The sequence below is a fragment of the Microbispora sp. H13382 genome, from assembly GCF_014161445.1.
In the GTDB taxonomy this organism is placed as follows: domain Bacteria; phylum Actinomycetota; class Actinomycetes; order Streptosporangiales; family Streptosporangiaceae; genus Microbispora.
On record NZ_JABBXA010000012.1, the window covers coordinates 165,839 to 191,143 of the forward strand.

Below are 25,305 nucleotides of genomic sequence, written 5' to 3' on the forward strand. Positions count from 1 at the left end.
GTGGGTGCGCCGGACATCGACGGCCTCGGCCCGCTGCCAGGCGCGCCTCCCTGTTTGGCACGCCAATGCCTGAAATCATCCAGACCGTGGATGTCGTGGCACTCGTACTGGGACTCGCCGTGGGGCTGGTGATCGGCCTCGCGCTGGCCGCCGCACGGACCGCGGGCCGTGCCGCCCAGGAGGCCGCCAGGGTGGCCGAGGCCGAGGCGAGGACGCGGGCGGCCGAGGACAAGGTGGCCTACATGGAGAACCAGCTCACCGAGCGGTTCCAGGCCATCTCCGCGCATGCCCTCGACGTGGCCAACCTGCGCTTCCTCGAACTCGCGGAAAACCGGCTGAACACCACGAGGGCCGAGGCCGCAGGCGATCTCGACCAGCGCAGGCAGGCGGTCGAGAACCTGGTCGCGCCGCTGCGGGAGACCCTCGCCAAGGTGGAGAGCCAGCTCAGGGAGAGCGAGTCGGGCGCCCGCGCCGCCCGCGCCGAGCTGAGCAAGCAGATGGAGTTCGTACGGCAGAGTTCCGAGCGGCTCAAGGCGCAGACGGACGCGCTGGTGCGGGCGCTGCAGCGGCCGGAGGCGCGGGGGCGCTGGGGAGAGCTGCAGCTGCGCCGGGTGGCGGAGATCGCCGGGATGGCCCGCTTCTGCGACTTCGACGAGCAGGTGAGCGCCGTCACCCGCGACGGCGTCGTCCGGCCCGACATGGTCGTACGGCTCAGCGGCGGCAAGAACGTCATCGTGGACGCGAAGGTGTCGCTCGCCGCCTACCTGGACGCGGCCGAGGCCGCCGATTCCGACTTCGCCTCGGCGCGGCTGGACGCCCACGCGCGGCACCTGCGCGAGCACGTGGACCGGTTAGCCGCCAAGTCCTACTGGCAGGCGTTCAGCCCGTCGCCCGAGTTCGTGGTCCTGTTCATCCCCGGCGAGGCGTTCCTCGCGCCCGCCCTGGAGCGCGATCCGGGGCTGCTGGAGTACGCCATGCGCAAGCGCGTCCACATCGCCACTCCGACGACGCTCGTCACGATGCTCCGCACCGCGCAGTACGCCTGGCAGCAGACCGCGGTCAGCGAGAACGCCAAGGCCGTCTTCGATCTCGGCAAGGAACTGTACGACCGGCTCGGCGGCCTCGGGCGGCACGTGGACAGCCTGGGCAAGGCGCTCACCCGAGCGGTCACCGCGTACAACCAGACGGTCGGCTCGCTGGAGAGCCGGGTCCTGGTCAGCGCGCGGAGGATGAACGACCTCGGCCTGGTGGACTACTCGCTCGACGCCCCGGCGGCGGTGGAGGAGGTCCCCCGGCCGGTCGCCATCCCGGAACTCGAAGGTGAAGAGCGGGTAAGCCCCCCACCCCCGCATCCTCAGAACGGTAAATTGACGCGAGACTTGTCGTAAGGGGGGCCCGATGACAGGCACCGGTCGAGCGGGGCTGCGGCTGACCGCTCGGGGGGCGATCGTCATGCTCTTCGTGATCACGCTGGTGGGCATGCCGTTCCTGCCCGGGCCCGTGTTCGTGGCCGGCTGCCTCGCGGCAGCCCTGCTGGTGCGGCCCCGGGACCTGCTGCCGCTGGTGGTGACGCCTCCGCTGGTCTTCTTCGCCGCGGCCCTGCTGGTGGAGCTCGTACGGGCGCTCGGGTCCGGTTCGATGCTCAAGACGTTCGGGCTCGGCATGTTCACCGTGCTGTCGTCCGGCGCGCCGTGGCTGTTCCTCGGGTCCGCGCTGGCCCTGGGGGTCGCGTGGTTCCGCGGCCTGCCCGCCAACTTCATGGAGCTGCGCGGTGCGCCGGCGCCCAGCGCGGCGCCGGCCTCCCGCTCCCGCCGTGGCCGCGCGTTCGACCCCGAGCCCGAGGGCTACTTCGAGCCCCGCGTGTACGGCAGGTCCGCCGACGAGTGACCCCGGCGGTTCAGACCGCGCGGAGGTCCTTGCGGAGCTCGTGCGGCAGGGCGAAACGCATGCTCTCCTGCACCGACTCGACCTCCTCGACGTCGGTGAAACCGTGGCCGGCCAGCTTGGCGAGCACGCCCTCCACCAGTTCCTCCGGCACGGAGGCGCCGCTCGTCAGGCCGACCGTGCGCACACCCTCCAGCCACTCGTCCCGTACGAACGAGGCGTCGTCGACGAGGTAGGCAGCGGCGGCGCCGTAGTCCTTGGCGACCTCGACCAGCCGCTTGGAGTTGGAGGAGTTGGCCGAGCCGACGACGATGACCAGGTCGGATTCGGCGGCGATCCGCTTGACGGCCGTCTGCCTGTTGGAGGTGGCGTAGCAGATGTCGTCGCTCGGCGGGTCGATGAGGTTCGGGAACCGCGTCCGCAGCCGTGCGACCGTCTCGGTGGTCTCGTCCACCGACAGGGTCGTCTGGGAGAGCCAGACCACCTTCTCCGGGTCGCGTACGGACACTCCGTCGACGCCGTCGAGACCGTCCACGAGCTGGATGTGCTCCGGCGCCTCGCCCGCGGTGCCCTCGACCTCCTCGTGCCCCTCGTGTCCGATGAGCAGGATGTCGTAGTCCTTGGCCGCGAACCTCTTGGCCTCGTTGTGCACCTTGGTCACCAGCGGGCACGTCGCGTCGACGGTGCGCAGACGGCGGCTCGCGGCCTCCTCGTGCACGGCCGGCGCAACGCCGTGGGCGGAGAAGACCACGATGGCGCCCTCGGGGACCTCCTCGGTCTCCTCCACGAAGACGGCGCCGCGCTCCTCCAGCGTCTTCACGACGTGGGTGTTGTGCACGATCTGCTTGCGTACGTAGATGGGCGCGCCATACTGCTCCAGCGCACGTTCCACCGCCTGCACCGCGCGGTCGACCCCCGCGCAGTAGCCGCGGGGCTTGGCGACCAGGACACGGCGGGTCGCTGAGGTCTGCACGTCCATGTTCCTATGCTATGTGGAACGCGAGCCGCTTCTTGACCCTGGTCTTGCAAGACTGGGCGTACCAGATACACATCTCCCCGGGAGCCGAAATGTCCGTCCTTAGAGCAATAACGACAGTGCTACAGACCGCTCTGAACGGGGTCGGGCAGGCACTGGTGGCCGGCGACAAGATCAAGACCACGATCAAGCATCGCTTCGCCGGTGGTGAGGCGCAGGACGGCGAGCGTCCCGAGACCGCCGACGCGACCGGGACCGAGCAGGCCGCCGCCCAGTCCACCGCACAGTCCACCGCACAGTCCACCGCACAGGCCACCGAGGAACGGACCGAGCCCCGCAAGCCCGTCATCTACGCCCCTCGCCCGAGCAAGACCGAGCAGGCCGAGCGGGCCGAGCAGGCCGACGCGGTGACCACCGAGACGCCCGCGGCGGCCGAGACACCGGCCGAGACACCCGCGGAGACACCCGCGGAGACACCGGCGGCGGAGCCTGCCCCGGCCGAGACGGCGTCCGCCGAGGCCGAGACCCCCGTCGCCGCCGAGGTCGCGGACCAGGCCCCCGCCCCCAGGAAGCCGCGCACCCGCAAGGCCGCCGCCAAGCCCGCGGAAACGGCCGAAGCCACGGAAAGCGCCGGAACCGCCGAGGCCACCGGAACCGCTGAGGCCACGGGAACCGCCGAGGCCGCCCCCGCCGAGGCGCCCAAGAAGCCGCGCACCCGGCGCAAGGCCGCCGCCGAGACGCCCGAAGCCGCACCCCAGACTTCCGAAGCGACCCCCGAGGCCGCGGCCGCCGCCGCGCCGAAGGCCACCAGGACCCGCCGCAAGGCCGCCGCCCCCGAGGCGCCGGAGAGCCCCGCCGAGGCGACGGCAGAACAGCCCGCCGGGGCCGCCGCCGAGCCCGCCGAGCCCACCGAGCCGATGCCGGGCTACGCGAACCTCTCCGTGGCGTCGCTGCGGGCGCGGATGCGCGGCAAGTCGGCCGAGCAGGTGCACGCGCTGCTGGACTACGAGCAGGCACACCTGAACCGCCCCGAGGTGGTCCGGATGTTCCAGAACCGGCTGTCCAAGCTCCAGTCCGAGTCCTGATCCCCGGGCCGCGCCCGCCCGGCCGCCGGTGGATTGTCGGCGGGTACGGCTAGCCTGCAGGTGCGAGCGGCGAGCGTACGGCGGGTGACGCGGCCGGGTCAGGCGAGGAGGGCACTTGAGCGCGAAGACGTCCCCGGAGGCGCCCCTGCCGATCAGGTCGGTGCTGCAGATGGTCGCCCAGTGGATCGGCAAGCTGGGCACCGTCTGGGTCGAGGGGCAGATCACCGAGCTGACGGCCCGGGGCGGCACCGTCTTCCTGACGCTGCGCGACCCCGTGGCCAACGTCTCGGCGCGCATCACCTGCGCGCGGGCCGTCTACGAGGCGAGTGTGCCGCGTCCCGTGGACGGCGCACGCGTCGTGATGCACGTCAAGCCGGACTTCTGGGTCAACAGGGGCTCGTTCGCGTTCACGGCCCTGGAGATCCGCCCGGTCGGCATCGGCGAACTGCTGGCCCGGCTCGAACGGCTCCGTCAGGTGCTGGCGGGCGAGGGCCTGTTCAACGTCGACAGGAAAAGACGGCTGCCGTTCCTGCCGGGCACCGTCGGCCTCGTCTGCGGGCGGGACTCGGCGGCCGAGCGCGACGTGCTGGAGAACTCCCGCCGCCGCTGGCCCGCCGTCCGATTCAAGGTGGAGCAGGTCGCCGTCCAGGGGCCGTACGCCGTGGGCGAGGTGACCGAGGCGCTGCGGAAGCTCGACGCCGACCGCGAGGTCGACGTGATCATCATCGCCAGGGGCGGCGGCTCGCTGGAAGACCTGCTGCCGTTCTCCGACGAGTCGCTGGTGCGGGCCGTCGCGGCCTGCCGCACACCCGTGGTGAGCGCCATCGGCCACGAGCAGGACAGCCCGCTGCTCGATCTCGTGGCCGACGTGCGCGCGTCGACCCCGACGGACGCGGCCAAGAAGGTGGTTCCCGACGTGGGCGAGCAGCTCACGCTGATCCACCAGCTCAGGGACCGGGGCAGACGGGTGCTGCGCGGCTGGGTCGACCGTGAGATGTCGTGGCTCGAGTCCGTCCGCTCCCGGCCGTCGCTCGCCGATCCCGTCCGGGAGCTCGACCGGCGGGCCGAGCAGGTCGACGCGTTGCGCGAGCGGTCCAGGCGCTGCCTGTCGGCGTCCCTGGACCGCTCGGCCGACTCGCTGGAACATCTCAGGGCCAGGCTCGTGGCCCTCTCCCCCGCGGCGACCCTGGAGCGGGGTTACGCCATCGCGCAGCGTCCTTCCGGAGAGGTCGTCCGCCTGGCCGGGGACGTCAAGCCGGGTGACGAGCTCACGATCCGCTTCTCCGACGACCGTGTGACGGTGACCGCCCAGGACTCGTGACCCGGCTTACGCGCCGCAGCGGGTCAGATCGCGAGGCGCACGTCGTAGGCGCCGAGCCACGCGTTCATCTGCAGGATGCCCTCCAGCGACGTCCGGGCGCCCTGCAGGCTGACCGCGCCCATGGGCTGGTCGAGCATCGTGCGCACCTTGCCCGCGTCCACCAAGCAGCCGATGGCGGAGTCCCCGTCCAGCACGCGGGTGACCTCGGCACGCAGCGCGCGCTCGTAGGCCGGGTCCTGGGTCGAGGGGTAGGGCACCTTGCGGCGCTCCACCACCGAGCGGGGCAGCACGTCGGCCGTCGCCGCGCGCAGCAGGCTCTTCTCGTGCCCGTCGAAGGTCTTCATGGCCCAGGGGGCGTTGAAGACGTACTCGACCAGGCGGTGGTCGCAGAACGGCACCCGGACCTCCAGCCCGACGGCCATGCTCATGCGGTCCTTGCGGTCGAGCAGGATCTGCACGAACCGGGTGAGGTGCAGGTAGCTGATCTCCCGCATCCGCTTCTGCAGCCCGGTCTCCCCCGGCACCCGGGGCACCTCGGCCAGCGCCCGCTGGTAGCTGTCGGCGCGGTAGGCGGGGATGTCGAGCTTGCGCAGCAGCTCCTCGTTCAGGAACTCGCCCCGGCTGGACAGGCCCGTCTGGCCCTGGATGGCGAGCCACGGGAAGGTGCCGGAGTTGACCGCCTCCGGATCGTGGAACCACCGGTAGCCGCCGAACACCTCGTCGGCGGACTCCCCCGACAGCGCCACCGTCGAGTGCCCCCTGATCGCCTTGAAGAGCAGGTAGAGCGAGGTGTCCATGTCGCCGATGCCGAGCGGGAGGTCCCTCGCCCGCAGGACGGCCGCGCGGACGGCGGGATCCATGAGATCGGCCGAGTCCAGCACGATGTCCGTGTGATCGGAGCCGACGTGCCGCACGACGTCGTGGACGTACGGCGTGTCCGGGGTGTCGCGCATGTCGTCGGCCTGGAAGTTCTCGCTGTAGCCGGCGAAGTCGACGGAGAACGACCGCACCCCGCCCTGGCCGGCCAGCGCGCGGGCCGCGAGCGCGGTGACCGCGCTGGAGTCGAGCCCGCCGGACAGCAGCGTGCACAGCGGCACGTCGGAGATGAGCTGCCGCTCGACGATGTCGTCGAGCAGCTCCCGCACGGTCCGGATGGTGGTCTGCAGGTCGTCGGTGTGCTCGCGCGACTCCAGCCGCCAGTAGCGCCGCTTGCTCAGGCCCTCGCGCCGCAGCTTCACCACCTGGCCGGGCCGCACCTCGTGCATGCCGCGGAAGACGGCGGACTCGGGCGTCTTGACGAAGGCCAGGATCTCGCGCAGGCCGTCGGCGTCGATCACCCGCTCGGCGAGCGGGTTGGCCAGGATGGCCTTGGGCTCGGAGCCGAACAGCACCCCGTTCGGTGTGGGGTAGTAGTACAGGGGCTTGATCCCCATGCGGTCGCGCACGAGCAGCAGTTCCTCGCGGCGGGCGTCCCAGATGGCGAAGGCGTACATTCCGTTGAGGCGGGAGACGAAGTCCTCGCCCCATTCGAGGTACGCCTCCAGGACGACCTCGGTGTCGCTCTGCGTCCGGAACCGGTGCCCGCGCCGTTCGAGCTCGGCGCGCAGCTCCCTGAAGTTGTAGACCTCGCCGCTGTAGGTGAGCGCGGCCACGACCTCGTCCCCGGTCCCGGCGGTCATGGGCTGGCGCCCGCCCTCGATGTCGATGATGGCCAGCCGCCGGTGGCCGAACGCGACGTGCGGAGCGAGCCACGCCCCCTCGGCGTCGGGCCCCCGGCACGCCATCGTGTCCGTCATGGCCTGCACGGTCTCCCGTTCGCGACGAAGGTCACGTCCGTAGTCCACCCAGCCGCTGATTCCACACATAAGGATGACCCCCCGATCATTGCCCCCGAAGATGGTTAGTACAGCTAAATAACGGACTAATCACCTCTTTTATGCCCAAAGCGGACAGCTCTAAGGGACCGCGGAGTGTCGGCCCCGGCCTCTAAGGTGGGGGACGTGGCTGAGGACAAGCAGACCCCGTCGGACAAGCAGACCCCGTCGTACGAGCAGGCCCGCGAGGAGCTGACCGACGTGGTCCGCCGCCTGGAGACCGGCGGGCTCACGCTGGAGCAGTCGATAGAGCTGTGGGAGCGGGGAGAGCGGCTGGCCGCGATCTGCGAGGAGTGGCTCCAGGGCGCCCGCGCGAAGCTGGCCGCCGCGATGGCTCAGCGGCAGGAGCCCCAGCCCAACGGCCCGGAGGAAGCGCCCTTCTGACTCCTGGGCTCGGCTGCGACGCGTCCGCCTTGCTCCACGCTCGCGAGGGGCGACAACTGCCGGACCCTCAGGCGTTCCAGAGGGCGGCGAGCTGCCGGGTGGCCAGCCGGGACGGCACGGCGCGCAGCAACGTGTCACGCAGCCACGCGGCGATGCCGGTCCGGGAGGTCAGCCGTGACTGCCGGGACGCCGCCCGCATCATGTGGTTGGCGCGGGGCCTGCGCTCGGTGTCGTAGCGCAGGAGCCGCTCGGCCACATCCACCGGCTCGGCGTTGCCCAGGTGGCGGCACAGTGCGGCGGCGTCCTCGAACGCCTGGCTGGCACCCTGACCGAGGTCCGGTGACATGGCGTGCGCGGCGTCGCCGAGGAGCGCGATCCTGCCGACCGCGAACGAGGGCAGGGGTTCGGCCAGGCAGGCGATCGGATCGACGTAGACGGCGGCGGGCGGGGTGGCCTCGATCAGCGTCGTGACGAGGGGGTGCCAGTCGGCCATCAGCGACAGCATTTGGCGGCGCGCCTCGTCCGCGTCCGGCGGCGTGCCGTGCAGGGCGGAGTCGGTGAACCAGTACAGGCGGTCCTCGCCGACGGGGAACAGGCCGAACATCGCCCCACTCCGGCGGTCGACCAGCTGGCCGGCGAGCAGATCCGGGTCCAGGCCGGGCGGACGGGGCAGCATGCCGCGCAGGTCCATCCGGCCGGTCCGCCGCAGCCCGGGGTGGGCGGGGAACAGCTGTGCGCGCAGCGTGCTTCCGATGCCGTCGGCCACGATCACGGCGTCCGCTCTCACGACGGGGTTTCCCTCGCTGATCACCGTCACTCCGGTGGGGCCGGGCTCCAGGCGTTCGACCGGAGTCGCGGTCCGCACCAGCTCGGACGGCAGCGGGGCGCGAAGCGATCGGTGCAGTTCCGCTCGCTCGATCATGGCGGGCGCCCCGATCTCCTGCCGCGCCCGGGCCATGTCGGTGACCAGCAGCGGCCGCCCGCGCCAGTCCCGCAATCCCCCGTGGGTCACCCGCATCACGTGCCCGCGGACGTCTTCGGCCAGCCCCAGTGCGTCCAGAGCGCGTAGCCCGTTGGGCATGACCACGATCCCGGTGCCCGCTTCCCTCAGCTCGGCGCCCCGTTCGAAGAGTGTCACCTCATGACCCAGGCGATGCAGCCCCACCGCCGCCGCCACTCCGCCGAGCCCGGCGCCGACTACCACGACCCGCACGAGACCTCCCGGTAGGTTCACTACGCTCGTACTACTACGGGTATTGGTAGCATGACCCCATGCCGCCCACCAACGCGGCCCGGCGCCGGGCCCTGACCGATGCCGCCATCGGCTTGCTGGCGTCGGCGGGCGTGCACGGCCTGACCCACCGGGCGGTGGAGAAAGCGGCGGACGTCCCACCGGGAACCGCTTCGAACTACTTCCGCAGCCGGGAAGCGCTGCTGGTGGCCGCCGCGGAGCGCATCGCCGAACTGCATCACGCGGACACCGGCCAGGCCGTCAAACAGCCGGCGACACTGGTCGACCTGCTGACGGACTCGTTGTTCACAGCGGCGACCACACTCCGCAGCCGCTACCTGGCGATCTTCGAACTGCAACTGGAGGCCGCGCGCCGGCCGGTGCTCGCATCGGCGCTCGCGGGCCTGCGGGACACGGCGTCGCTGGTCACCGCCGGGCACCACGACGAACTCGGCCTCGACATTCCACGCGAGAAGATCCCCGCCCTGATCGCGCTCTACGGCGGTGCGCTGTTCACCTTGGTCGGCGCACCACCGGAGCACGTCAGCAGGGACGTCGTGCGCAGCATGGTCGAGGTCATCGTGCACGGCTGTATTCCGCGGACGTGAGCGTGGGTCCGGCGTGATGGCAGGGGTCGTCAGACGCCGGACCGCCGCGCGTCCACCTCGATCTCGATCTTCATACGGGGGTCGGCCAGGCCGCACGCCAGCATCGTGGCGGCCGGCCGTACCTCGCCGAACCGGCGGCGCAGGACCGGCCAGCACGGCTCGAAGTCGGCCCGGTCGGGCAGCAGGTAGCGCACCCGCACGACGTCGGCGAAGGTGCACCCCGCCTCGGACAGCGCCGCCTCGATGTTCCGCAGGCACTGCTCGGCCTGCTCCACCACGTCCTCGGAGATCGTCATCGTGGCGTAGTCGAAACCGGTCGTCCCGGAAACGTGCACCCGGTCGCCGTCCACCACGGCACGGGCGTAGCCGATCTGCTCCTCGAACGTCGAACCGCCGAGGATCGCGCGTCGCTCTGTCATGCGCCAGAACGCTAGGCCGAGGCATGTCGATACGTCTAATACATCCTCAGACATCGCCTGATATCACTGGGCATATGGAGCGCCCCGAACTCCCCCTGGCGCAGTTGCACGCCTTCGTCGTGCTCGCCGAGGAACTGCACTTCGGCCACGCGGCCGCCCGCCTGGGCATCGCCCAGCCGCCGCTGAGCCAGCAGATCCGCCGCCTGGAGGACAAGGTCGGTCACGCGCTGTTCACCCGGGAACCGGGACGTGTCGCGCTGACCGCGGCGGGCCGCGAGCTGCTGCCCGCCGCCCGGCGCGCCCTCGCCGATCTCGCCGACGGGCTGTCCGCCGCCAGGGCCGCCGGCAGCGGCCGGATCGGCCGCCTCCGTATCGGCTTCGCCGCCTCCGCCGCCCTGACCGTCCTGCCCGGCCTGCTGCGCGCGTTCCGGCGGCGTTACCCCGGCGTCCGCCTGGACATCCAGGAGATGACCACCGCGCCGCAGATCGCCGCCCTGCGCGACAGGACCATCGACGTCGGACTGCTGCGCGAGCCCCCCGCGGACGAGCCGGACCTGAACTTCCGGACGGTGCTCACCGAGCCCTTCGTGGCCGTGCTGCCGTCCGCCCACCCGCTGGCCGCCCTGCGGTCCGTACGGCTCGCGCAGCTGGCGGACTCGCCCTTCGTGCTTCTGCCCCGCGCGGCCGGGCCAGGACTCCACGATCAGATCGTCGGTCTGTGCGCGGCGGCGGGCTTCACACCCCGGGTCGCTCAGCGCGCGGTGGAATGGCAGACCGTGTGCGCCCTCGTGGAGACCGGCCTGGGCGTCTCCCTGGCCCCGGCGAGCATCCGGCGCATCCGCCTCAAGGGTGTGGCCTTCCGCACGATCGAGTCCGGCGCGCGTACCCGGGTCGCCGTCGGCTGGCGCGAGGACGACCGCAGCCCCCTGGTCGCGCATCTGCTGGCGGCCGTCAGCCCGGCTCCCGAATCAGCCCGCTGACGGCGTCGCAGAGGGTTTGGCCTGGGGGGCGAGGGTCCGGACGAGGGCGGTCAGCTCGTCCCAGTCGGCCGACCCGGTGACGACCACCGCGTGGTCGGGGAAGACGCGGACCAGCGTCCGCTGGTTCTTGTCCTGGCGGAACCGCTCCTCCCAGGTCACGCCGTCGATCTGACGGCTTCCGCCGGGCTTGTCGGTGTTGGCCATGCGGTTGACGAAGTCCGCGGACGGCCTCTCGTCGCTCTGGGCGAGCATGGCGTGCTGACGCTTGGCGGTCGCGAACCCCAGCCGCCACGTCACGACGCCGTTCTTCTGGGTCAGCGAGGAGCTGTTGGGGACCCAGTTCTCCGGAACCCGGCTCGGGGCGACGACCTCGTACGGCGCGGTGCGCGCCGCGTTGACCTGGTCGATCGAGAAGTCCACCCGCGGGATGTGCTCGGTGCGGTTTTGCGGCGTGATGAGCAGGAACACGCCGACGGCGGCGAGGCAGACGAAGAGCGCGAACGCGTAACCGTACAGTCCCTGGGTGAATCGTCCCACGTGATGCGAGACTAGCCGGTGATGCGGGCGGTGGCCGTACCGGCCGTCACGGATGCCGAATATCGCCGATGATGCGAAGAGCGTCCTCGGCCATCCTGCGGGCCGCCTCCGGGTCGTCGGACAGCGTCACCTCCTGCACGACGGCCGCCAGGGCGCCGGTGACGACGACGACCAGCGCGTCCTCGTGCTCGAACAGCGCCGCGGTGCGCCTGGCCCACTGCCGGAGCCGGTCGCGCATGATGACCTCGAACCCGGGCGGGGCGTCGCCGCGCAGGAAGAGCGCGGCGAGGTCGCGCTCGGCGAGGCAGCCCTCCAGATAGGCCCGCGCCGCGGCGAGGAACTGGGGCATCGGGTCGGTCTCTCCGGCCCCCCGGGCCTCCTGCACGGCCTGCCGGGTGCGCTGGGCCTGCCGCTTCTGGAACTCCTCGAACAGCGTCAGGTAGAGGTCGGCCTTGCCGGAGAAGTGGTGGTAGAGGCTGCCGACACTGGCGCCGGCCCGGGCCACGACGTCGGTGACGCCCGCCTCGGCGAAGCCGCTCGTGATGAAGGTCTCCTTCGCGGCCTCCAGGAGGGCTCCCCTGGTCGCCGCGCCCCGCTCCGACGTGCGCATCGTCACTGGTCGTTCTGTGTCGCTGCTCATGCGGCGACGATATCCCCGAGCCGTCCGTTCCGGGGGTCCGCACTCGCAAATGGCCTCCTACCTGGCCCAACAGGTCCAGACCAATCGGACAAGAACGGCTTCGCGAACTACGATCGCTGGAACGGCACCTACCTAAAAGGGGACTAATGGCTGATCACGTACCGGCCGCTCTGGCGACGGGGGAACGCGCACCCGACCGCAATCTGGCTCTGGAACTGGTCAGGGTGACCGAGGCGGCGGCGATGGCGGCCGCGCGCTGGGTGGGACGGGGAGACAAGAACGGGGCGGACGGCGCCGCCGTGAACGCCATGCGTCAACTGATCAACACGGTCTCGATGAAGGGCGTCGTGGTGATCGGCGAGGGCGAGAAGGACAACGCCCCGATGCTGTTCAACGGCGAGGACGTCGGCGACGGGACCGGCCCCGAGTGCGACGTCGCCGTGGACCCGATCGACGGCACCCGGCTGTGCGCGCTCGGCATGAACAACGCGATCTCCGTGATCGCGGTCAGCGAGCGCGGCTCGATGTACGACCCGTCCGCGGTCTTCTACATGGAGAAGCTGGTCACGGGCCCGCAGGCGGCCGAACATGTGGACATCAACGCCCCTGTGGGCGACAACATCCGCGCGGTGGCGCGGGCCAAGGGCGCCAAGCCGTCCGACGTCACCGTGGTGATCCTGGACCGGCCTCGGCACGAGCGGATCGTCAAGGAGATCCGGGAGACCGGCGCGCGGATCCGTTTCATCACCGACGGCGACGTGGCCGGCGCGATCATGGCGGCGCGCAGCGGCACCGGCGTCGACCTGATGCTCGGCATCGGCGGCACGCCCGAGGGCATCGTCGCCGCCTGCGCCCTCAAGTGCATGGGCGGCGTCATCCAGGGCAAGCTGTGGCCGCGCGACGAGGAGGAGCGCCGCAAGGCCCTCGACGCCGGGCTCGACCTCGACCAGGTGCTCACCACCGACGACCTCGTACGCTCCGACGACGTGTTCTTCGCCGCCACGGGCATCACGGACGGCGAGCTGGGGCACGGCGTGCGGTTCCAGGGCGGCGCGGCGGTGACGCACTCCCTCGTCATGCGGGGGCGGTCGGGCACGATCCGGAAGATCGAGAGCGAGCACCAGCTCTGGAAGCTCGGCGCCTACAGCGCCATCAACTTCGACACAGCGGTCTAACGCCCGAACAGGCGGCGGCGGGGGCGCTTCGGCGAGCGGGCGACGACCTTGCCGCCGAAGACGAACCCGGCGAGCTCGATCACGGGCGCGTCCGGCGCGAAGTCGGTCGCGCCCGGCGGGAGCCGTACCTCGTTCCTGAACGACCGGACGCGGGCGTCCGGGGCGGTCACGATCCGCACGCCCTCGGGAACCGTCAGGTTGACCGTGCCGGCCATGACGGCGAGCTGGACCACCACGTGCCGCGACTGGAGCAGCGCCTCGCACAGGTCCATCGACACCGTGCCGCCCAGGGACGTCACCGGCACCTGGGAGGGCACGACCCACCGGCCGCCGCGGGTCTCGGTGCGGAAGAAGGCGGTGACGGGACGGCTGTCCATGCGGAACGGCTGGCTCTCCGGCGGCAGCAGGTCCACGGTCAACTCGGCCAGCTCGCCGAGGGTGCGCGCGGCCCACACGCGCTCGATCCGTTCCTCGTGCTCGATCGGGGTGAGCCGCCCGTCGGTGACGGCGTCCGCGAGCACCGCGACGATCCGCTCCCGATCGGCGTCGGAGGCCCGTAGCAGGGAGGGGTCCGGCGTGTCGGCGGTGCGCGGCGAGAGAAAGGCGGAGATCCACTTCGCGGCTGAGGACTCGCTGCTGCTCACACCATCGAGAGTAAGCGGTCTTCACGCGGCGGTCACCACGCGACGCGGCGCCCGGCCCCGACCGGCGGCGACGTTGACCGGGGACTCGTGGCCGCTTAGCGTGAGGAGGTGGTCGCGGGGGCGGTGACACGGCAGGTCGGCAACCTTCCGGCCGACCTGACGAGTTTCGTCGGCCGCAGGCGTGAGCTGGCCGAGATCAGGCGGCTGCTTTCGGCGTCGCGCCTGGTGACCCTCACGGGAGTGGGCGGCGTCGGCAAGACCCGGCTGGCCCTGCGGGCGGCCGCCGAGCAGCGCCGCGCGTTCGACGGCGTCTGGCTGGTGGACCTGAGCACCGTCGGCGACCCCGGGCTCGTCGCGGAGACGGTGGCGGCGACCATGGGCGTACGGGACGAGGCCGCGGCCTGCCCGCTGGACGCGCTGGAGCGGGTGCTGTCCTCCCAGCGCACCCTGCTCGTGCTGGACAACTGCGAGCACCTGCGCGACGCCTGCGCCGTGCTCGCCGACCGGCTCCTGCGGGCGGCTCCCGAACTGCGCATCCTCGCGACGAGCCGGCAGTCGCTCGGCATCACCGGCGAGCACCGGATGAAGATTTCGCCGCTGCCCGTCCCGGAGCCGGACCGGCCGCTCGACCGCAGGTCGCTGGAGTTGTACGACGGGGTCAGCCTGCTGACGGAGCGGGCGGCCGCGGTCCTGCCCGGTTTCGCCGTCACCGAGGACAACCAGGCGGCCGTCGCCGAGCTGTGCCGCCAGCTGGACGGCATCCCCCTGGCCATCGAGCTGGCCGCGGTGCGGCTGCGGGCCCTGTCGGTGAAAGCGCTGGTCGAGCGCCTGCGCGACCGCTACCGCCTGCTCACCGGAGGCAGCAGTACGGCGGTGCCGCGGCAGCAGACCCTGCACGCGCTGGTCGACTGGAGCTTCCAGCTGCTGCCCGCCGCCGAGCGGACGTTGTGGACCCGGTTGTCGATCTTTCCCTCGCACTTCGACCTGGACGCCGTCGAGGCGGTGTGCACCGGCGACGGCATCGAACGCGACGACGTGCTCGACCTGCTCGACGCGCTGCTGGACAAGTCGCTGCTGCTGCGTGAGGAGCACGCGGGCGCGGTCCGCTACCGCATGCTGGACACCCTGCGCGAGTTCGGCCGCAAGCGTCTCGGCGGCCCCGCGGAGCGCCGGTCGCTCCAGCGGCGGCACCGGGACCGGTATCTCCTGCTGGCGCGGCGGGCGGCCGCCGAGTGGTTCGGCCCCGACCAGCTCTCCTGGTTGCGGCGGCTCGACCTGGAGCAGGCGAACCTGCGCGCCGCGATGGACTTCTGCCTGCAGGAGCCCGGGGAGGCGGAGACCGGGCTGCGGATGGCCCTCTACCTGACCGACCCCTGCTGGCTGCCCAACGCGTACTACAACGAGGGCCGCCACTGGCTGGACCGCATGCTGTGGGCGGTGCCCGCGCCCACCGTCATGCGGGCGCGGGCGCTGTGCGCCGACGCGGAACTGGTGCTCACGCAGGGCGACACCGACAGGGGCCGGCTCCTGCTGGCCGAGAGCCGGAGGCTCGCCGAGAGGCTGGGCGACCCGGAGGCACTCGCCCAGACGTCCCTTGTCGCCGGGCTGGCGGAGCACTACGCCGGCGACTACGCGAGGGCGGCCCCGCTGCTGGAACGGGCCGTCGAGGAGGAAGAGGCCGTCGGCAACCTGAGCGGCCGGCTGATCGCCCTGATCACGCTGGCGGCGGGCGTCGGCTACCTCGGCGACCGGGCCCGCGCCAGGGAGCTGTTCGAACGCGCGCTGGCGCTGACCGAGGCCCACGGCGAATGCTCCGGCCGGGCCTGGGTGTTCACGATCTTCGCCGTCCATCTGTGGCAGGACGGGGAGAACGACCGCGCGCTGGCGATGGCACGTGAAGCCCTCCTGCTCGCCCGCGACCTGGGCGACCGGATGAACATCGCGACGAACCTGGCGGTCCTCGCCTGGGTGCAGGCCGGCGAAGGCCGCCACGCCCATGCCGCCCGGCTGCTCGCGGCCTCGGAGGAGATCGGCCGCAGGGTCGGGCTCGTGCCCAGTCGCGACAAGCGGTTCGCCGAGTTCCACGAGCGGTGCCTGACCGATCTCCGTACGAATCTGGGCGACCGGGCCATGAACCGCGAGACCCGCAGGGGGCAGCGGCTGACGCCGGACGAGATGGTCGAGGAGGCGCTCGGCGGCCGGGCCGAGGGCGCGCCCGCGCGCCCGGACGACGCGGCCGCAGGCGCCGAACCCACACGACCCGCGACGGTGGTCTCCGCGGCCGAGCCGTCCCCGCTCACCCGGCGGGAGCGGGAGATCGCCGAACTGGTCGCCCAGGGACGCAGCAACAAGGAGATCGCCTCGGCCCTCGTCATCTCGCAACGCACGGTGGAGGGCCACGTCGAGCACATCCTGGACAAGCTCGGCTTCGCCTCCCGGGCCCAGATCGCCGCCTGGGTGGCGGCACGCGAAGCAGGCGGCAGGCCCTGACCGGCGCACCCCATTGACCGGGCGGGTGGCGGATCCTACGCTGGCGAAAACTTGAACCACCCTCATGTTTCGGAGGCCCGCGGTGTCAGCAGAGGGCACGGTGCCCACTCCTCGGCCCACTCCTCGCGACCGGCAGGCGCGCCTGGCCACGTTCGCGGTGTTCTTCGTCCAGGGCCTCACCTTCGCCACGCTGCTCACCCAGGTGGCGGCGTTGCAGAAGAAGCACGGCCTGACGGACGGCGAGCTGACCATCCTGCTCCTGGTCGTCCCGGTCATCGCGGGAGCCGGGAGCGTGCTCGCCGGCGCCGCCGCGTCGCGGTGGGGCAGCCGGCTGATCCTGCGCCTGGTGCAGCCGCTCGCCTGCGCCGCCGTCGTGCTCGCGGGCCTCGCCGCGAACGTCCCCATGCTGGTGGCGGCCAACGTCCTGTTCGGCCTCGGCCTGGGCGGGGTGGACGCCGGCATGAACATGCAGGGCGTCGCGGTCGAGCGGGAGTACGGCCGGGCGGTGCTCACCGGGTTCCACGCGCTGTGGAGCGTGGCGGCGGTCATCGGGTCGCTGTGGGCCTCGGCGGCGGCCACGCTCGGCCTCGGCCTGCCCGTCACGTTCACAATCGCCCTCGTCCCGGCCGCCGCGCTCGCCGTCCTGTCCTCCCTCTGGCTCTACCGGCCGCAGGAGGAACACCGCGCGTCCGCGGACCGCGACGAGCACGCGGACGCGGGCGGGCCGGCCGGGGTCGCGTGGCGCCCGATCATCCCTCTCTGTCTCGCGATGGCGTTCCTCTACGTCGGCGACTCGTCGGTCTCCAACTTCGGGACCGTCTTCATGGACAAGGTCCTGCACGCCTCGGCGACCGTGATCCCGCTGGCTCTGGGGGCCTACCAGCTCACGACGTTCCTGGTGCGCGTCGGCGGCGACTTCGCGGTGCGCAGGTGGGGCCCGGCGGCGATCGTGCGCGCCGGGGGCGCCGTCGCGACGCTGGGCTTCGTCGCGATCGTGGCCGCGCCGTCCGTGCCGCTGGCGATCGCGGGCTTCGCCCTCACCGGGATCGGTCTGTCCGTCGTCGCCCCGCAGTCGTTCTCCGCGGCCGGCCGCCTCGACCCGGCGGGCACCGGCGTGGCGATCGCCCGGGTCAACATGTTCAACTACGTGGGCTTCATCGTGGGGGCCGCGCTCGTCGGAGGCGTCGCGGACGCCGCCGGCTTCCGCGTCGCCTTCGCGGCTCCGCTCGCGCTCGCCGCCGCGATCATCCTGCTCGCGCGCGGCTTCCAGCCCCGTACGGCCCGCCCCGCCCCTACGACGGCTCCCCTGACGTCCTAGCCGGGAGCGTGGCGGCCAGGGCGCGGACGGCCTCGGTCACGCGGTGGGCGGGCAGGCGGGCGAAGCCGATCACCAACCCCGGCGACCCGTGGGCCGGCGTCACGACCTCGGCGGACAGGCCGGCGGCGTGGGCGGCCGCCACCAGCGCGGACGGGTCGCCGTCCGGCTCGGCGTACAGGTGCAGCCCCGCCGAGATGCCGTGCACGGTGACCCGTGGCAGGTGCTCGGCCAGGGCGCGGACCAGGGCGTCCCTGCGCCGCCGGTACTCGCGGCGCATGCGGCGCAGGTGCCGGTCGTACGCGCCGACGGCGATGAGGTGGGCGAGCGCGTACTGGTCGATGACCGGCGAGCCGAGGTCGAGCTCCCCGCGCGCGAGCCGTACGGCACCGGCGACGCGCGGGGGCGCCGCGACCCAGCCGAGCCGCAGCCCCGGGGCGAGGGCCTTGCTCACGCTGCCCGAGAGCACGACCCGGTCGGGCGCGAGGCCCTGCAGGCACCCGACGGGGTCCCGGTCGAAGCGCAACTCGGCGTCGTAGTCGTCCTCGAGTACGAGGGCGCCCGTGCGGCCCGCCCAGTCGACCAGCGCGGCGCGGCGGGCCGGAGACAGGACGACACCGGTCGGGTACTGGTGCGCCGGGGTCACCAGCACGGCGTCGGCGTCGCCGGGCAGGGCCCCGACGACGATCCCCTCCCGGTCGACGGGCACGGGGACGATGTCCGCTCCGGCTCGCCGGAGCAGTGGAAGCTGACGGGGGCTCGTCGGGTCCTCGACCGCCAGGACGACCCTGCGGCCCAGATCCCGCGCCAGCGCCTGCACGGCGAGGCTGAGCCCCTGGGCCACCCCGGTCACGATCACCACGTCATCCGCCGGCGCGTCCGCCGCGCGCACCCGGCCGAGGTACGCGGCGAGTTCGCGGCGCAGGGTGGGCACCCCACCCGGGTCGCCGTAGTCGAGCGCGTCGTTCGGCAGCGTGGCCAGGACGTGGCGGACGGCGGCGAGCCAGGCCTGCCGGGGGAAGGTGCCGAGATCGGGCGAGGTGGGCCGATGACCGTAGTGAGGCCGGCCGTCCCGATCCTGCGGGGTCTGCTCGGCGGCGTGCCGCCCCGCCCCCGCCGCGACCCGGGTGCCGGCGCCCGTCCTTGACTCGAGGACGCCCTCGGCCACCAGTTGCTCGTACGCCTCGACCACGACGCCGCGCGACAGGCCGAGGTCACGGGCGAGGTCGCGGGTGGCGGGCAGGCGGGTGCCGGGGGCGAGCCGGCCGGACCGGACGGCCTCCCGCACCTCGCGGGCTATCTGGGCGGCGAGCCCGCCCGCGGCCCTGTCGACCACAAGGTGAAGATCGGCCATTGGTCCACGATAACGCGCCACGATTGGACCGGTTGCGAGGACCAAGGTCTTCCTAGCATCGCCAGACATGAACACTCATGTCGCCGGTGCCGCCGGAGCGATGTTCCTCGTGGGGACGCTCGCGGCGGTCTCGGATGTCATCGCCGGCTATCCGGTCTACGGCGGCCAGGCGCTCCGCTACGCCCTCGCCGCCGTGATCCTGCTCGCCGCCGCCCGGGCGCGCGGCCTCGGCCCGGTACGGCTGCGGCCACGCCAGTGGGGCCTGCTCGGCGCGCTGTCGCTGACCGGGCTCGTGCTGTTCAACGTCTGTGTGATCGAGGCGACCCAGGCGGCCGGGCCGGCGCTGCCCGGCATCGTCCTCGGCGCGGTGCCGCTGGCGCTCGCCCTCGTGGGGCCGGTCGCGACGGGCGCCCGGCCATCGCCACGCGTCGTGGCGGCGGGCCTGGTCGTGGCCGCCGGGGCGGTCCTGGCGACCGGCGCCGGCAGCGGGAACCTGGCCGGGCTGCTGTGGTCCGTCGGAGCCCTGGCCTGCGAACTCTGCTTCTCGCTGCTGGCCCTGCCGCTGCTGCCGGTGATCGGGCCCGTCAGGGTGTCGGCCTGGTCGGCCGCGCTCGCGGTACCGTTCCTGCTGGTCGCCGGCGTCGCCCTGGACGGCCGTCACGTGCTGCGCGTGCCGACCGCCGCGGAGGCGGCCGGTCTGGCCTACCTCGCCGTGGTGGTGACGACCGTGGCGTTCTTCCTGTGGTACCGCTCGCTGCCCCGGCTGGGCGCTGACCGGGCCGGGCTGTTCGCCGGGATGATCCCCGTGGGCGCGATCGCCACGGCGGCCCTCCTGGGCGTGGCCATCCCCTCCGCGGCCGACCTGGCCGGAGCGGCCCTCGTGATCAGCGGGATCGCCCTCGGGCTCCGTTCGTCCTCACCTCGTCCGCCGGTTCGGGTCGCGGCTCACGAGATGCCCTGACCTGGTCCGCGGCCTCGCTCGACGGCGGCCACTCACCGGAGGGCCGCCCCGCGCCGGGAGAGGACAACCATGTGATGTCGCCGTCCTTGACCTGCCGCAGCACGAGCGTGAGCAACGACACCGCCAGGGCCACGAGGATGCCGATCGCGAATATGACCATGACCCATACTTCGCCGTCCATGGCCCCTCCCCTCTCTATGTCTCAATTATCCCCTTTTGTGCTCGGATATTCAGTATGAACTTATTCAAAAGCTACTCATAGCCCGGACATGATGACCGCGGCCCGCGCGCCGTACGCTGTGCAAAGACCATGGGCGGTCCGCGCGGCGGGCGCGCCCGACCAGGCAGACCACGAGGAACCGAGGACGATGCCGGAGTTCGACTACACCGACCTGCTCCCGCTTGGACCGGACGAGACGGAATACCGCCTGATCACCACCGAGGGGGTGCGGGTCACCGAGGCGGCCGGGCGCAGGTTCCTGGAGGTCGAGCCCGAGGCCCTGCGGCTGCTCACCGAGACCGCGATCCACGACATCTCGCACTACCTGCGGGCGTCCCACCTGGCGCAGCTCCGCAAGATCGTCGACGACCCCGAGTCGAGCGGCAACGACCGCTTCGTCGCCCTCGACCTGCTCAAGAACGCGAGCATCTCGGCCGGCGGCGTGCTGCCGATGTGCCAGGACACCGGCACCGCGATCGTCATGGGCAAGCGCGGCCGCCACGTGCTCACCGACGGGCGCGACGCCGAGCACCTCAGCCGCGGCGTGTACGACGCCTACACCCGGCTCAACCTGCGCTACTCGCAGATGGCCCCGCTGACGATGTGGGACGAGAAGAACACAGGCTCCAACCTGCCGGCCCAGATCGAGCTGTACGCCGAGGACCCGAACGGGCACCCGGACGAGTACAAGTTCCTGTTCATGGCCAAGGGCGGCGGCTCGGCCAACAAGTCGTTCCTCTACCAGGAGACCAAGGCGGTGCTCAACGAGAAGCGCATGCTCGCCTTCCTTGAGGAGAAGATCCGCTCGCTCGGCACCGCCGCCTGCCCGCCGTACCACCTGGCGATCGTCGTGGGCGGCACCAGCGCGGAGTACGCCCTGAAGACGGCGAAGTACGCCTCGGCCCGCTACCTCGACTCCATCCCCACCGAGGGTTCGCCCGTCGGGCACGGCTTCCGCGACCTGGAGATGGAGAAGAAGGTCTTCGAGCTGACCCAGAAGCTGGGCATCGGCGCGCAGTTCGGCGGCAAGTACTTCTGCCACGACGTGCGGGTCATCCGGCTGCCGAGGCACGGCGCGTCCTGCCCGGTCGCCATCGCGGTGAGCTGCAGCGCGGACCGGCAGGCGCTGGCGAAGATCACGCCGGAGGGCGTCTTCCTCGAACAGCTGGAGACCGATCCCGCCCGGTTCCTCCCGGACACGACGGACGAGCACCTCGGCGGCGACGTGGTGAGCGTCGACCTCAACCGCCCGATGCCGGAGATCCTCGCCGAGCTGAGCAGGTATCCGGTCAAGACCCGGCTGTCGCTCACCGGCCCCCTCGTCGTGGCCCGCGACATCGCCCACGCCAAGATCGCCGAACGACTCGACGCCGGCGAGGACATGCCGCAGTACATGAAGGACCACGCCGTCTACTACGCCGGTCCGGCCAAGACCCCCGAGGGCTACGCGTCCGGTTCCTTCGGCCCCACCACCGCGGGGCGGATGGACTCCTACGTCGAGCGCTTCCAGGCGGCGGGCGGCTCGATGGTGATGCTGGCCAAGGGCAACCGGTCCAAGCAGGTGACGGACGCGTGCCAGAAGTACGGCGGCTTCTACCTCGGCTCCATCGGCGGTCCGGCCGCCCGGCTGGCCCAGGACTGCATCAAGAAGGTCGAGGTCCTGGAATATCCGGAGCTCGGCATGGAGGCGGTCTGGAAGATCGAGGTCGTGGACTTTCCCGCGTTCATCGTGGTGGACGACAAGGGCGACGACTTTTTCACCGATACGACCGGGCCCGTCCTTACCATCGGACGACGCTGATCCTGCGGGGAGGTTGTCAGGATCTTTGACAGAAGATCTCAACAATTTCCCGGCATGGTCTCTACAGGTCGCACTACACAAATCGGTAAGCTGCCACTCATGCGTGCGCCGTCCGGATACCTGCTAGCCGCGCGCTATCGGCTGATCGAGCCGGTCGGGCGCGGCGGGATGGGCACTGTGTGGCGCGCGCGTGACGAGCTGCTCGACCGCGAGGTGGCTGTCAAGGAGGTGCGCCTCCCCCTGGTCCTGGACGAGGACCTGCGGGCCGAGCTGTGCGCGCGCACCGAACGCGAGGGCCGGGCGACCGCCATGGTCGCCCACCCCTCGGTCATCACGGTCTTCGACGTCATCACCGAGGACGACCGTCCCTGGATCGTGATGGAGCTGCTCAGGGCGCGCTCGCTGGAGGAGCTCATCCGCCAGGAGGGGCCGCTGCCGCCACGCCGGGTGGCCGACATCGGCCGGCAGGTGCTCGGCGCGCTGCGCGCCGTCCACGCCAAGGGCATCCTGCACCGCGACGTGAAGCCCAGCAACGTGCTGGTGACCGACGACGACCGAACCGTGCTGACCGACTTCGGGCTGGCCGCCCTCGAAGGCGACGCCTCCATCACCCAGGCCGGGATCGTCCTCGGCTCCGCCGGGTACATCGCCCCCGAGCGCGTCCTCGGCGACAAGGCGAGCCCGGCGGCCGACCTGTGGTCGCTGGGCGCCACCCTCTACACCGCCGTCGAGGGCCGCGGCCTGCACGGGCGCCGGACGGCGGCGGCCGCGCTCGCGGCCCTGACAAGCGGCGCTCCCATCCCCATGGAGAAGGCCGGCCCGCTCGCCCAGGTCCTGCGCGGCCTGCTCCAGATCGACCCCGCGGCCAGGCTCGACGGCGTCCGCGCGGCCCACGCGCTGTCCAGGATCGCCGCCGGAGGCTCGGCCGAGGACCCCTTCGCCTCCCCGCTCCGCGGCGGCCGTTCCACACCGCCGCCGACCGCCCCGCAGCCCACGGCCCCGGAGACCCGCAAGCCGCCGCAGCGCAGCCAGCGGGGGCAGCACCGCGCCGAGTCGCGGCCCACGCCCAAGGTGACCCCGCGCGACCGCGACTCGGGGCCCCACCGGCAGCCGGGCCCGTACGGCCAGCCGTACCGGCCGGCGGAGTACGGCCAGCCCCACCCGTACGACTCGTACGCCTCGGGGCGCTACGACCTGTACGGCTCCCGCGGGCAGTCGGGACAGTACGGGCAGTTCGGCCAGAGTGGTCAGCTACGGCACAGCGGCTCCTACACCGGGAGCCACAGCGGCTCCCACAGTGGCTCGTTCAGTGGCCCGCATCCGCAGTACGGGCAGTCCGGCCACCACCACCGGGAGATGCCGGCCGTGCCGTCCCCGCGCCGACGGCCGAGCGAGGGCCTGCACCGCAAGCCGTCGGAGCCCGCTCTCCACCACGTCGTGCGCATCCCCATGATGCGGCACGTGGCGAAGATGATCAAGATCCTGCTCCCCCGCCGGTATTGGCCCAGAATCTTCATGCGGTAGCCGGGCCGGATCTCCGGCCCGGCTCTGGCGTTCTTCACCCCGCGACCGAGTGGCCTACCACTTGGTCATGTCCGGGAGCTGATCGATGGAGATGGTCCTGGGGTTCGCCATCGCCGTCTTCCACAGCCCTTGGACGTCCTTGCCGCTGCCTGCCCAGTCGCGTGAGGCCCACACGACGAAGTAGGGCCAGGCCGGATCGGAGGCCGGGTTGAGCGGGCTGAACGTCTCCGCGATGCCGAGCGTCTTGCCGCTGCCGATGGCCCTGAGCGTGTTGTAGTCGCCGGAGCTCTGGTAATAGTCCGAGGTGACGAGGTCGACGTAGGCGTCACCCGGATACCAGGACGACATCGGGGTGCTCTGGCCGCTCGCCATGCCGTTGAAGACCCACAGCACGTTGTGGACGCCGGCGAGCCGGGCCCGCTGGAAGATCAGCCGCCAGAGCTGCTTGTAGGCGTCCGAGCCCTTCTTGGTCCACCACATGTAATTGTTGTTGCTCTCGTGCAGCGGACGGAACAGGACCGGGATGCCGGCGTCGCCCATCTTCTTCAGCTCCCGCACCACGAGGTCGATGTCCTGGTAGAGCTTGGACGAGGGGTTGCTCAGATCCGGCACGAAGTCGCAGTCGGCCGCGTAGTTGCCGCCGCGCGGGCAGTACCAGTGCCACTGGAAGGCCACGATGCCGTGGTGGGAGTTGTACCAGTCGACAACGCTCTGGGTCTGGATGCTGCCTCTGGTGTACTCCATGAAGTCGAAGGCGACGATGGCCGGGTAGCGGCCGGTCAGCGACTTCACCTTGTCCGCGTCGGGCGCGTCGGTCTGGCCGCTCACGTACGCGTGGGTCTTGAGGTAGCACAGCAGGTTCCTGGCCTTGGAATCCGCCCCGGGGTCGGCGGGGGTCTGCCCGCAGGCGGGGCCGGTCGGGCTGGGCGACGGGCTCGGCGTGACGCCGTAGACCTCGAACTCGTAGAGCGAGTAGCCCCAGCTCGTGCCGCGGGCGGTGCCGTACAGGCGGACGTAGCGCCCGGTGCCGGAGACGGCGAGGTTCTCGACGCCGCCCGCGCCGCTGGTGGTGCTGTAGACCGAGGTCCAGGTGGCGCCGTCGTCCGAGGTCTGGATCTGGTAGCTCTTCCCGTACGCCGCCTCCCACTGCAGGGTCACCTGGCGGATGGGGTAGCTCGCGCCGAGGTCGACCTGGATCCACTGCGGGTCGCTGTACGCGGTGGACCAGCGGGTGCCGAGGTCGCCGTCCACCGCGTAAGCGGCGGCCAGGCTGCCGCTCTCGTCGGACGAGGACCTCACCGGCCTGCGGAGGGCCAGGTTTCCGGCCGGCGGAGTGACGGTCGGCGTTGCGCTCGGTGTGGCGCTCGGTGTGGCGCTCGGGCTGTCGTCGGGTGTGGGGCTGGGCGACGCGTCGCCACCGCAGGAGGCGCCGTTCAGGGTGAACGCGGTGGGGGCGGGGTTGGAGCCGCTGTAGCGGACGTTGAAGCCGAAGGCGACCGAGCCGCCGTTCGCCGGGATGACGGCGTTGTAGTCCACGTTGGTGGCCGACACGCCGGAGCCGGTCTGGGTGTAGGTCGCGCTCCACACGTCGACGACGGTCTGGCCGCCGGGAAACGCCCAGGCAAGGGTCCAGCCGTTGATCGTGGTCGAGCCGCCGTTGGTGACGACGACGTCCACGGTGGCGCCCGAGCCCCAGTCGTTGGTGACCTGGTAGCGCACCTGGCAGGGGGCCGGGGCGGCGTGGGCGCCGGGCAACACGACGAGCGCCGCCGACAGCAGGGCCAGTGCCACTGCCGTCGCGAGGCCGGCCAGGCTCGCCGGGCGGCGACGTTCAGGATGGTTCATTGGTTCTCCCGAGGTAGGGGGGTGCGACGCCCTCCGT

Annotated in this window: 22 protein-coding genes; 13 read left to right on the forward strand and 9 right to left on the reverse strand. The window is 71.9% G+C overall.

What is annotated here, in order from left to right:
• Positions 1–65: 65 nt before the first annotated feature.
• Together HHX41_RS23895 and HHX41_RS23900 are read left to right on the forward strand one after the other, a co-directional pair.
• Positions 66–1,388: a DNA recombination protein RmuC gene (locus HHX41_RS23895; protein WP_182907784.1), complete on the forward strand. Its 1,323-nt coding sequence runs from the start codon at positions 66–68 to the stop codon at positions 1,386–1,388.
• Positions 1,389–1,398: 10 nt separating this feature from the next.
• A complete protein-coding gene (locus tag HHX41_RS23900) occupies positions 1,399–1,887 on the forward strand; it encodes a DUF6542 domain-containing protein (RefSeq protein ID WP_182907785.1) in 489 nt (162 codons plus the stop codon).
• 10 nt (positions 1,888–1,897) lie between these two features.
• On the opposite strand, the gene HHX41_RS23905 is transcribed toward HHX41_RS23900, so the two are convergent.
• Complete coding sequence (locus HHX41_RS23905) at positions 1,898–2,863, reverse strand: 4-hydroxy-3-methylbut-2-enyl diphosphate reductase (RefSeq protein ID WP_169983382.1); 966 nt, start codon at positions 2,861–2,863, stop codon at positions 1,898–1,900.
• 116 nt (positions 2,864–2,979) lie between these two features.
• Between HHX41_RS23905 and HHX41_RS23910 the strand changes: the two genes are divergently transcribed.
• A complete protein-coding gene (locus tag HHX41_RS23910; RefSeq protein WP_182907786.1) occupies positions 2,980–3,945 on the forward strand; it encodes a hypothetical protein in 966 nt (321 codons plus the stop codon).
• Between the two features lie 115 nt (positions 3,946–4,060).
• Entirely contained in the window at positions 4,061–5,266 is a 1,206-nt protein-coding gene (gene xseA, locus HHX41_RS23915; RefSeq protein ID WP_182907787.1) for an exodeoxyribonuclease VII large subunit, read from the forward strand.
• 23 nt (positions 5,267–5,289) lie between these two features.
• Here xseA and asnB read toward each other — a convergent pair whose 3' ends face one another.
• Positions 5,290–7,131: an asparagine synthase (glutamine-hydrolyzing) gene (gene asnB / locus HHX41_RS23920; RefSeq protein WP_182907788.1), complete on the reverse strand. Its 1,842-nt coding sequence runs from the start codon at positions 7,129–7,131 to the stop codon at positions 5,290–5,292.
• 135 nt (positions 7,132–7,266) lie between these two features.
• Between asnB and HHX41_RS23925 the strand changes: the two genes are divergently transcribed.
• Positions 7,267–7,524 (forward strand): exodeoxyribonuclease VII small subunit, encoded by a 258-nt coding sequence (locus HHX41_RS23925; RefSeq protein ID WP_310742144.1) that lies wholly within the window; start codon positions 7,267–7,269, stop codon positions 7,522–7,524.
• 67 nt (positions 7,525–7,591) lie between these two features.
• On the opposite strand, the gene HHX41_RS23930 is transcribed toward HHX41_RS23925, so the two are convergent.
• The gene (locus HHX41_RS23930) at positions 7,592–8,737 is read right to left on the reverse strand and encodes an FAD-dependent monooxygenase (protein ID WP_182907789.1); all 1,146 of its coding nucleotides are present in this window, start codon (positions 8,735–8,737) and stop codon (positions 7,592–7,594) included.
• A 59-nt stretch (positions 8,738–8,796) separates the two neighbouring features.
• On the opposite strand from HHX41_RS23930, the gene HHX41_RS23935 reads away from it, so the two are divergent.
• Entirely contained in the window at positions 8,797–9,363 is a 567-nt protein-coding gene (locus HHX41_RS23935) for a TetR/AcrR family transcriptional regulator (RefSeq protein WP_182907790.1), read from the forward strand.
• Between the two features lie 29 nt (positions 9,364–9,392).
• On the opposite strand, the gene HHX41_RS23940 is transcribed toward HHX41_RS23935, so the two are convergent.
• A complete protein-coding gene (locus HHX41_RS23940) occupies positions 9,393–9,782 on the reverse strand; it encodes a RidA family protein (RefSeq protein WP_169983389.1) in 390 nt (129 codons plus the stop codon).
• A 74-nt stretch (positions 9,783–9,856) separates the two neighbouring features.
• Between HHX41_RS23940 and HHX41_RS23945 the strand changes: the two genes are divergently transcribed.
• Positions 9,857–10,762, forward strand: coding sequence for a LysR family transcriptional regulator (locus HHX41_RS23945; RefSeq protein WP_182907791.1), 906 nt, complete (start codon positions 9,857–9,859; stop codon positions 10,760–10,762).
• Here HHX41_RS23945 and HHX41_RS23950 read toward each other — a convergent pair.
• Together HHX41_RS23950 and HHX41_RS23955 are read right to left on the reverse strand one after the other, a co-directional pair.
• Entirely contained in the window at positions 10,751–11,299 is a 549-nt protein-coding gene (locus HHX41_RS23950) for a DUF4245 domain-containing protein (protein ID WP_182907792.1), read from the reverse strand. The genes HHX41_RS23945 and HHX41_RS23950 overlap by 12 nt on opposite strands.
• Before the next feature lie 46 nt (positions 11,300–11,345).
• Positions 11,346–11,939 carry a TetR/AcrR family transcriptional regulator gene (locus HHX41_RS23955; RefSeq protein ID WP_169983392.1) on the reverse strand — a complete coding sequence of 198 codons (594 nt, stop codon included), beginning with the start codon at positions 11,937–11,939 and terminating at the stop codon, positions 11,346–11,348.
• A 146-nt stretch (positions 11,940–12,085) separates the two neighbouring features.
• Between HHX41_RS23955 and glpX the strand changes: the two genes are divergently transcribed.
• Positions 12,086–13,114, forward strand: a complete 1,029-nt coding sequence (gene glpX, locus HHX41_RS23960) for a class II fructose-bisphosphatase (RefSeq protein ID WP_169983393.1) — start codon at positions 12,086–12,088, stop codon at positions 13,112–13,114.
• Here glpX and HHX41_RS23965 read toward each other — a convergent pair.
• Positions 13,111–13,758: a DUF1707 domain-containing protein gene (locus tag HHX41_RS23965; protein ID WP_182907793.1), complete on the reverse strand. Its 648-nt coding sequence runs from the start codon at positions 13,756–13,758 to the stop codon at positions 13,111–13,113. The two genes, glpX and HHX41_RS23965, sit on opposite strands and share 4 nt — an antisense overlap.
• 108 nt (positions 13,759–13,866) lie before the next feature.
• On the opposite strand from HHX41_RS23965, the gene HHX41_RS23970 reads away from it, so the two are divergent.
• Together HHX41_RS23970 and HHX41_RS23975 are read left to right on the forward strand one after the other, a co-directional pair.
• Complete coding sequence (locus HHX41_RS23970) at positions 13,867–16,248, forward strand: LuxR C-terminal-related transcriptional regulator (protein ID WP_182907794.1); 2,382 nt, start codon at positions 13,867–13,869, stop codon at positions 16,246–16,248.
• 82 nt (positions 16,249–16,330) lie between these two features.
• The gene (locus HHX41_RS23975; protein WP_310742145.1) at positions 16,331–17,566 is read left to right on the forward strand and encodes an MFS transporter; all 1,236 of its coding nucleotides are present in this window, start codon (positions 16,331–16,333) and stop codon (positions 17,564–17,566) included.
• Here the strand turns inward: HHX41_RS23975 and HHX41_RS23980 are convergent.
• Positions 17,541–18,917, reverse strand: a complete 1,377-nt coding sequence (locus HHX41_RS23980; RefSeq protein WP_182907796.1) for a PLP-dependent aminotransferase family protein — start codon at positions 18,915–18,917, stop codon at positions 17,541–17,543. The two genes, HHX41_RS23975 and HHX41_RS23980, sit on opposite strands and share 26 nt — an antisense overlap.
• 67 nt (positions 18,918–18,984) lie before the next feature.
• On the opposite strand from HHX41_RS23980, the gene HHX41_RS23985 reads away from it, so the two are divergent.
• From HHX41_RS23985 to HHX41_RS23995, 3 genes are all read left to right on the forward strand, one after another.
• Positions 18,985–19,878: a DMT family transporter gene (locus tag HHX41_RS23985; protein ID WP_182907797.1), complete on the forward strand. Its 894-nt coding sequence runs from the start codon at positions 18,985–18,987 to the stop codon at positions 19,876–19,878.
• Between the two features lie 368 nt (positions 19,879–20,246).
• Entirely contained in the window at positions 20,247–21,899 is a 1,653-nt protein-coding gene (locus HHX41_RS23990; RefSeq protein ID WP_182907798.1) for a fumarate hydratase, read from the forward strand.
• A gap of 99 nt (positions 21,900–21,998) precedes the next feature.
• A complete protein-coding gene (locus HHX41_RS23995) occupies positions 21,999–23,423 on the forward strand; it encodes a serine/threonine-protein kinase (protein WP_182907799.1) in 1,425 nt (474 codons plus the stop codon).
• 54 nt (positions 23,424–23,477) lie between these two features.
• Here HHX41_RS23995 and HHX41_RS24000 read toward each other — a convergent pair whose 3' ends face one another.
• Positions 23,478–25,268 carry a glycosyl hydrolase gene (locus HHX41_RS24000; RefSeq protein WP_182907800.1) on the reverse strand — a complete coding sequence of 597 codons (1,791 nt, stop codon included), beginning with the start codon at positions 25,266–25,268 and terminating at the stop codon, positions 23,478–23,480.
• Between the last annotated feature and the right edge of the window lie 37 nt (positions 25,269–25,305).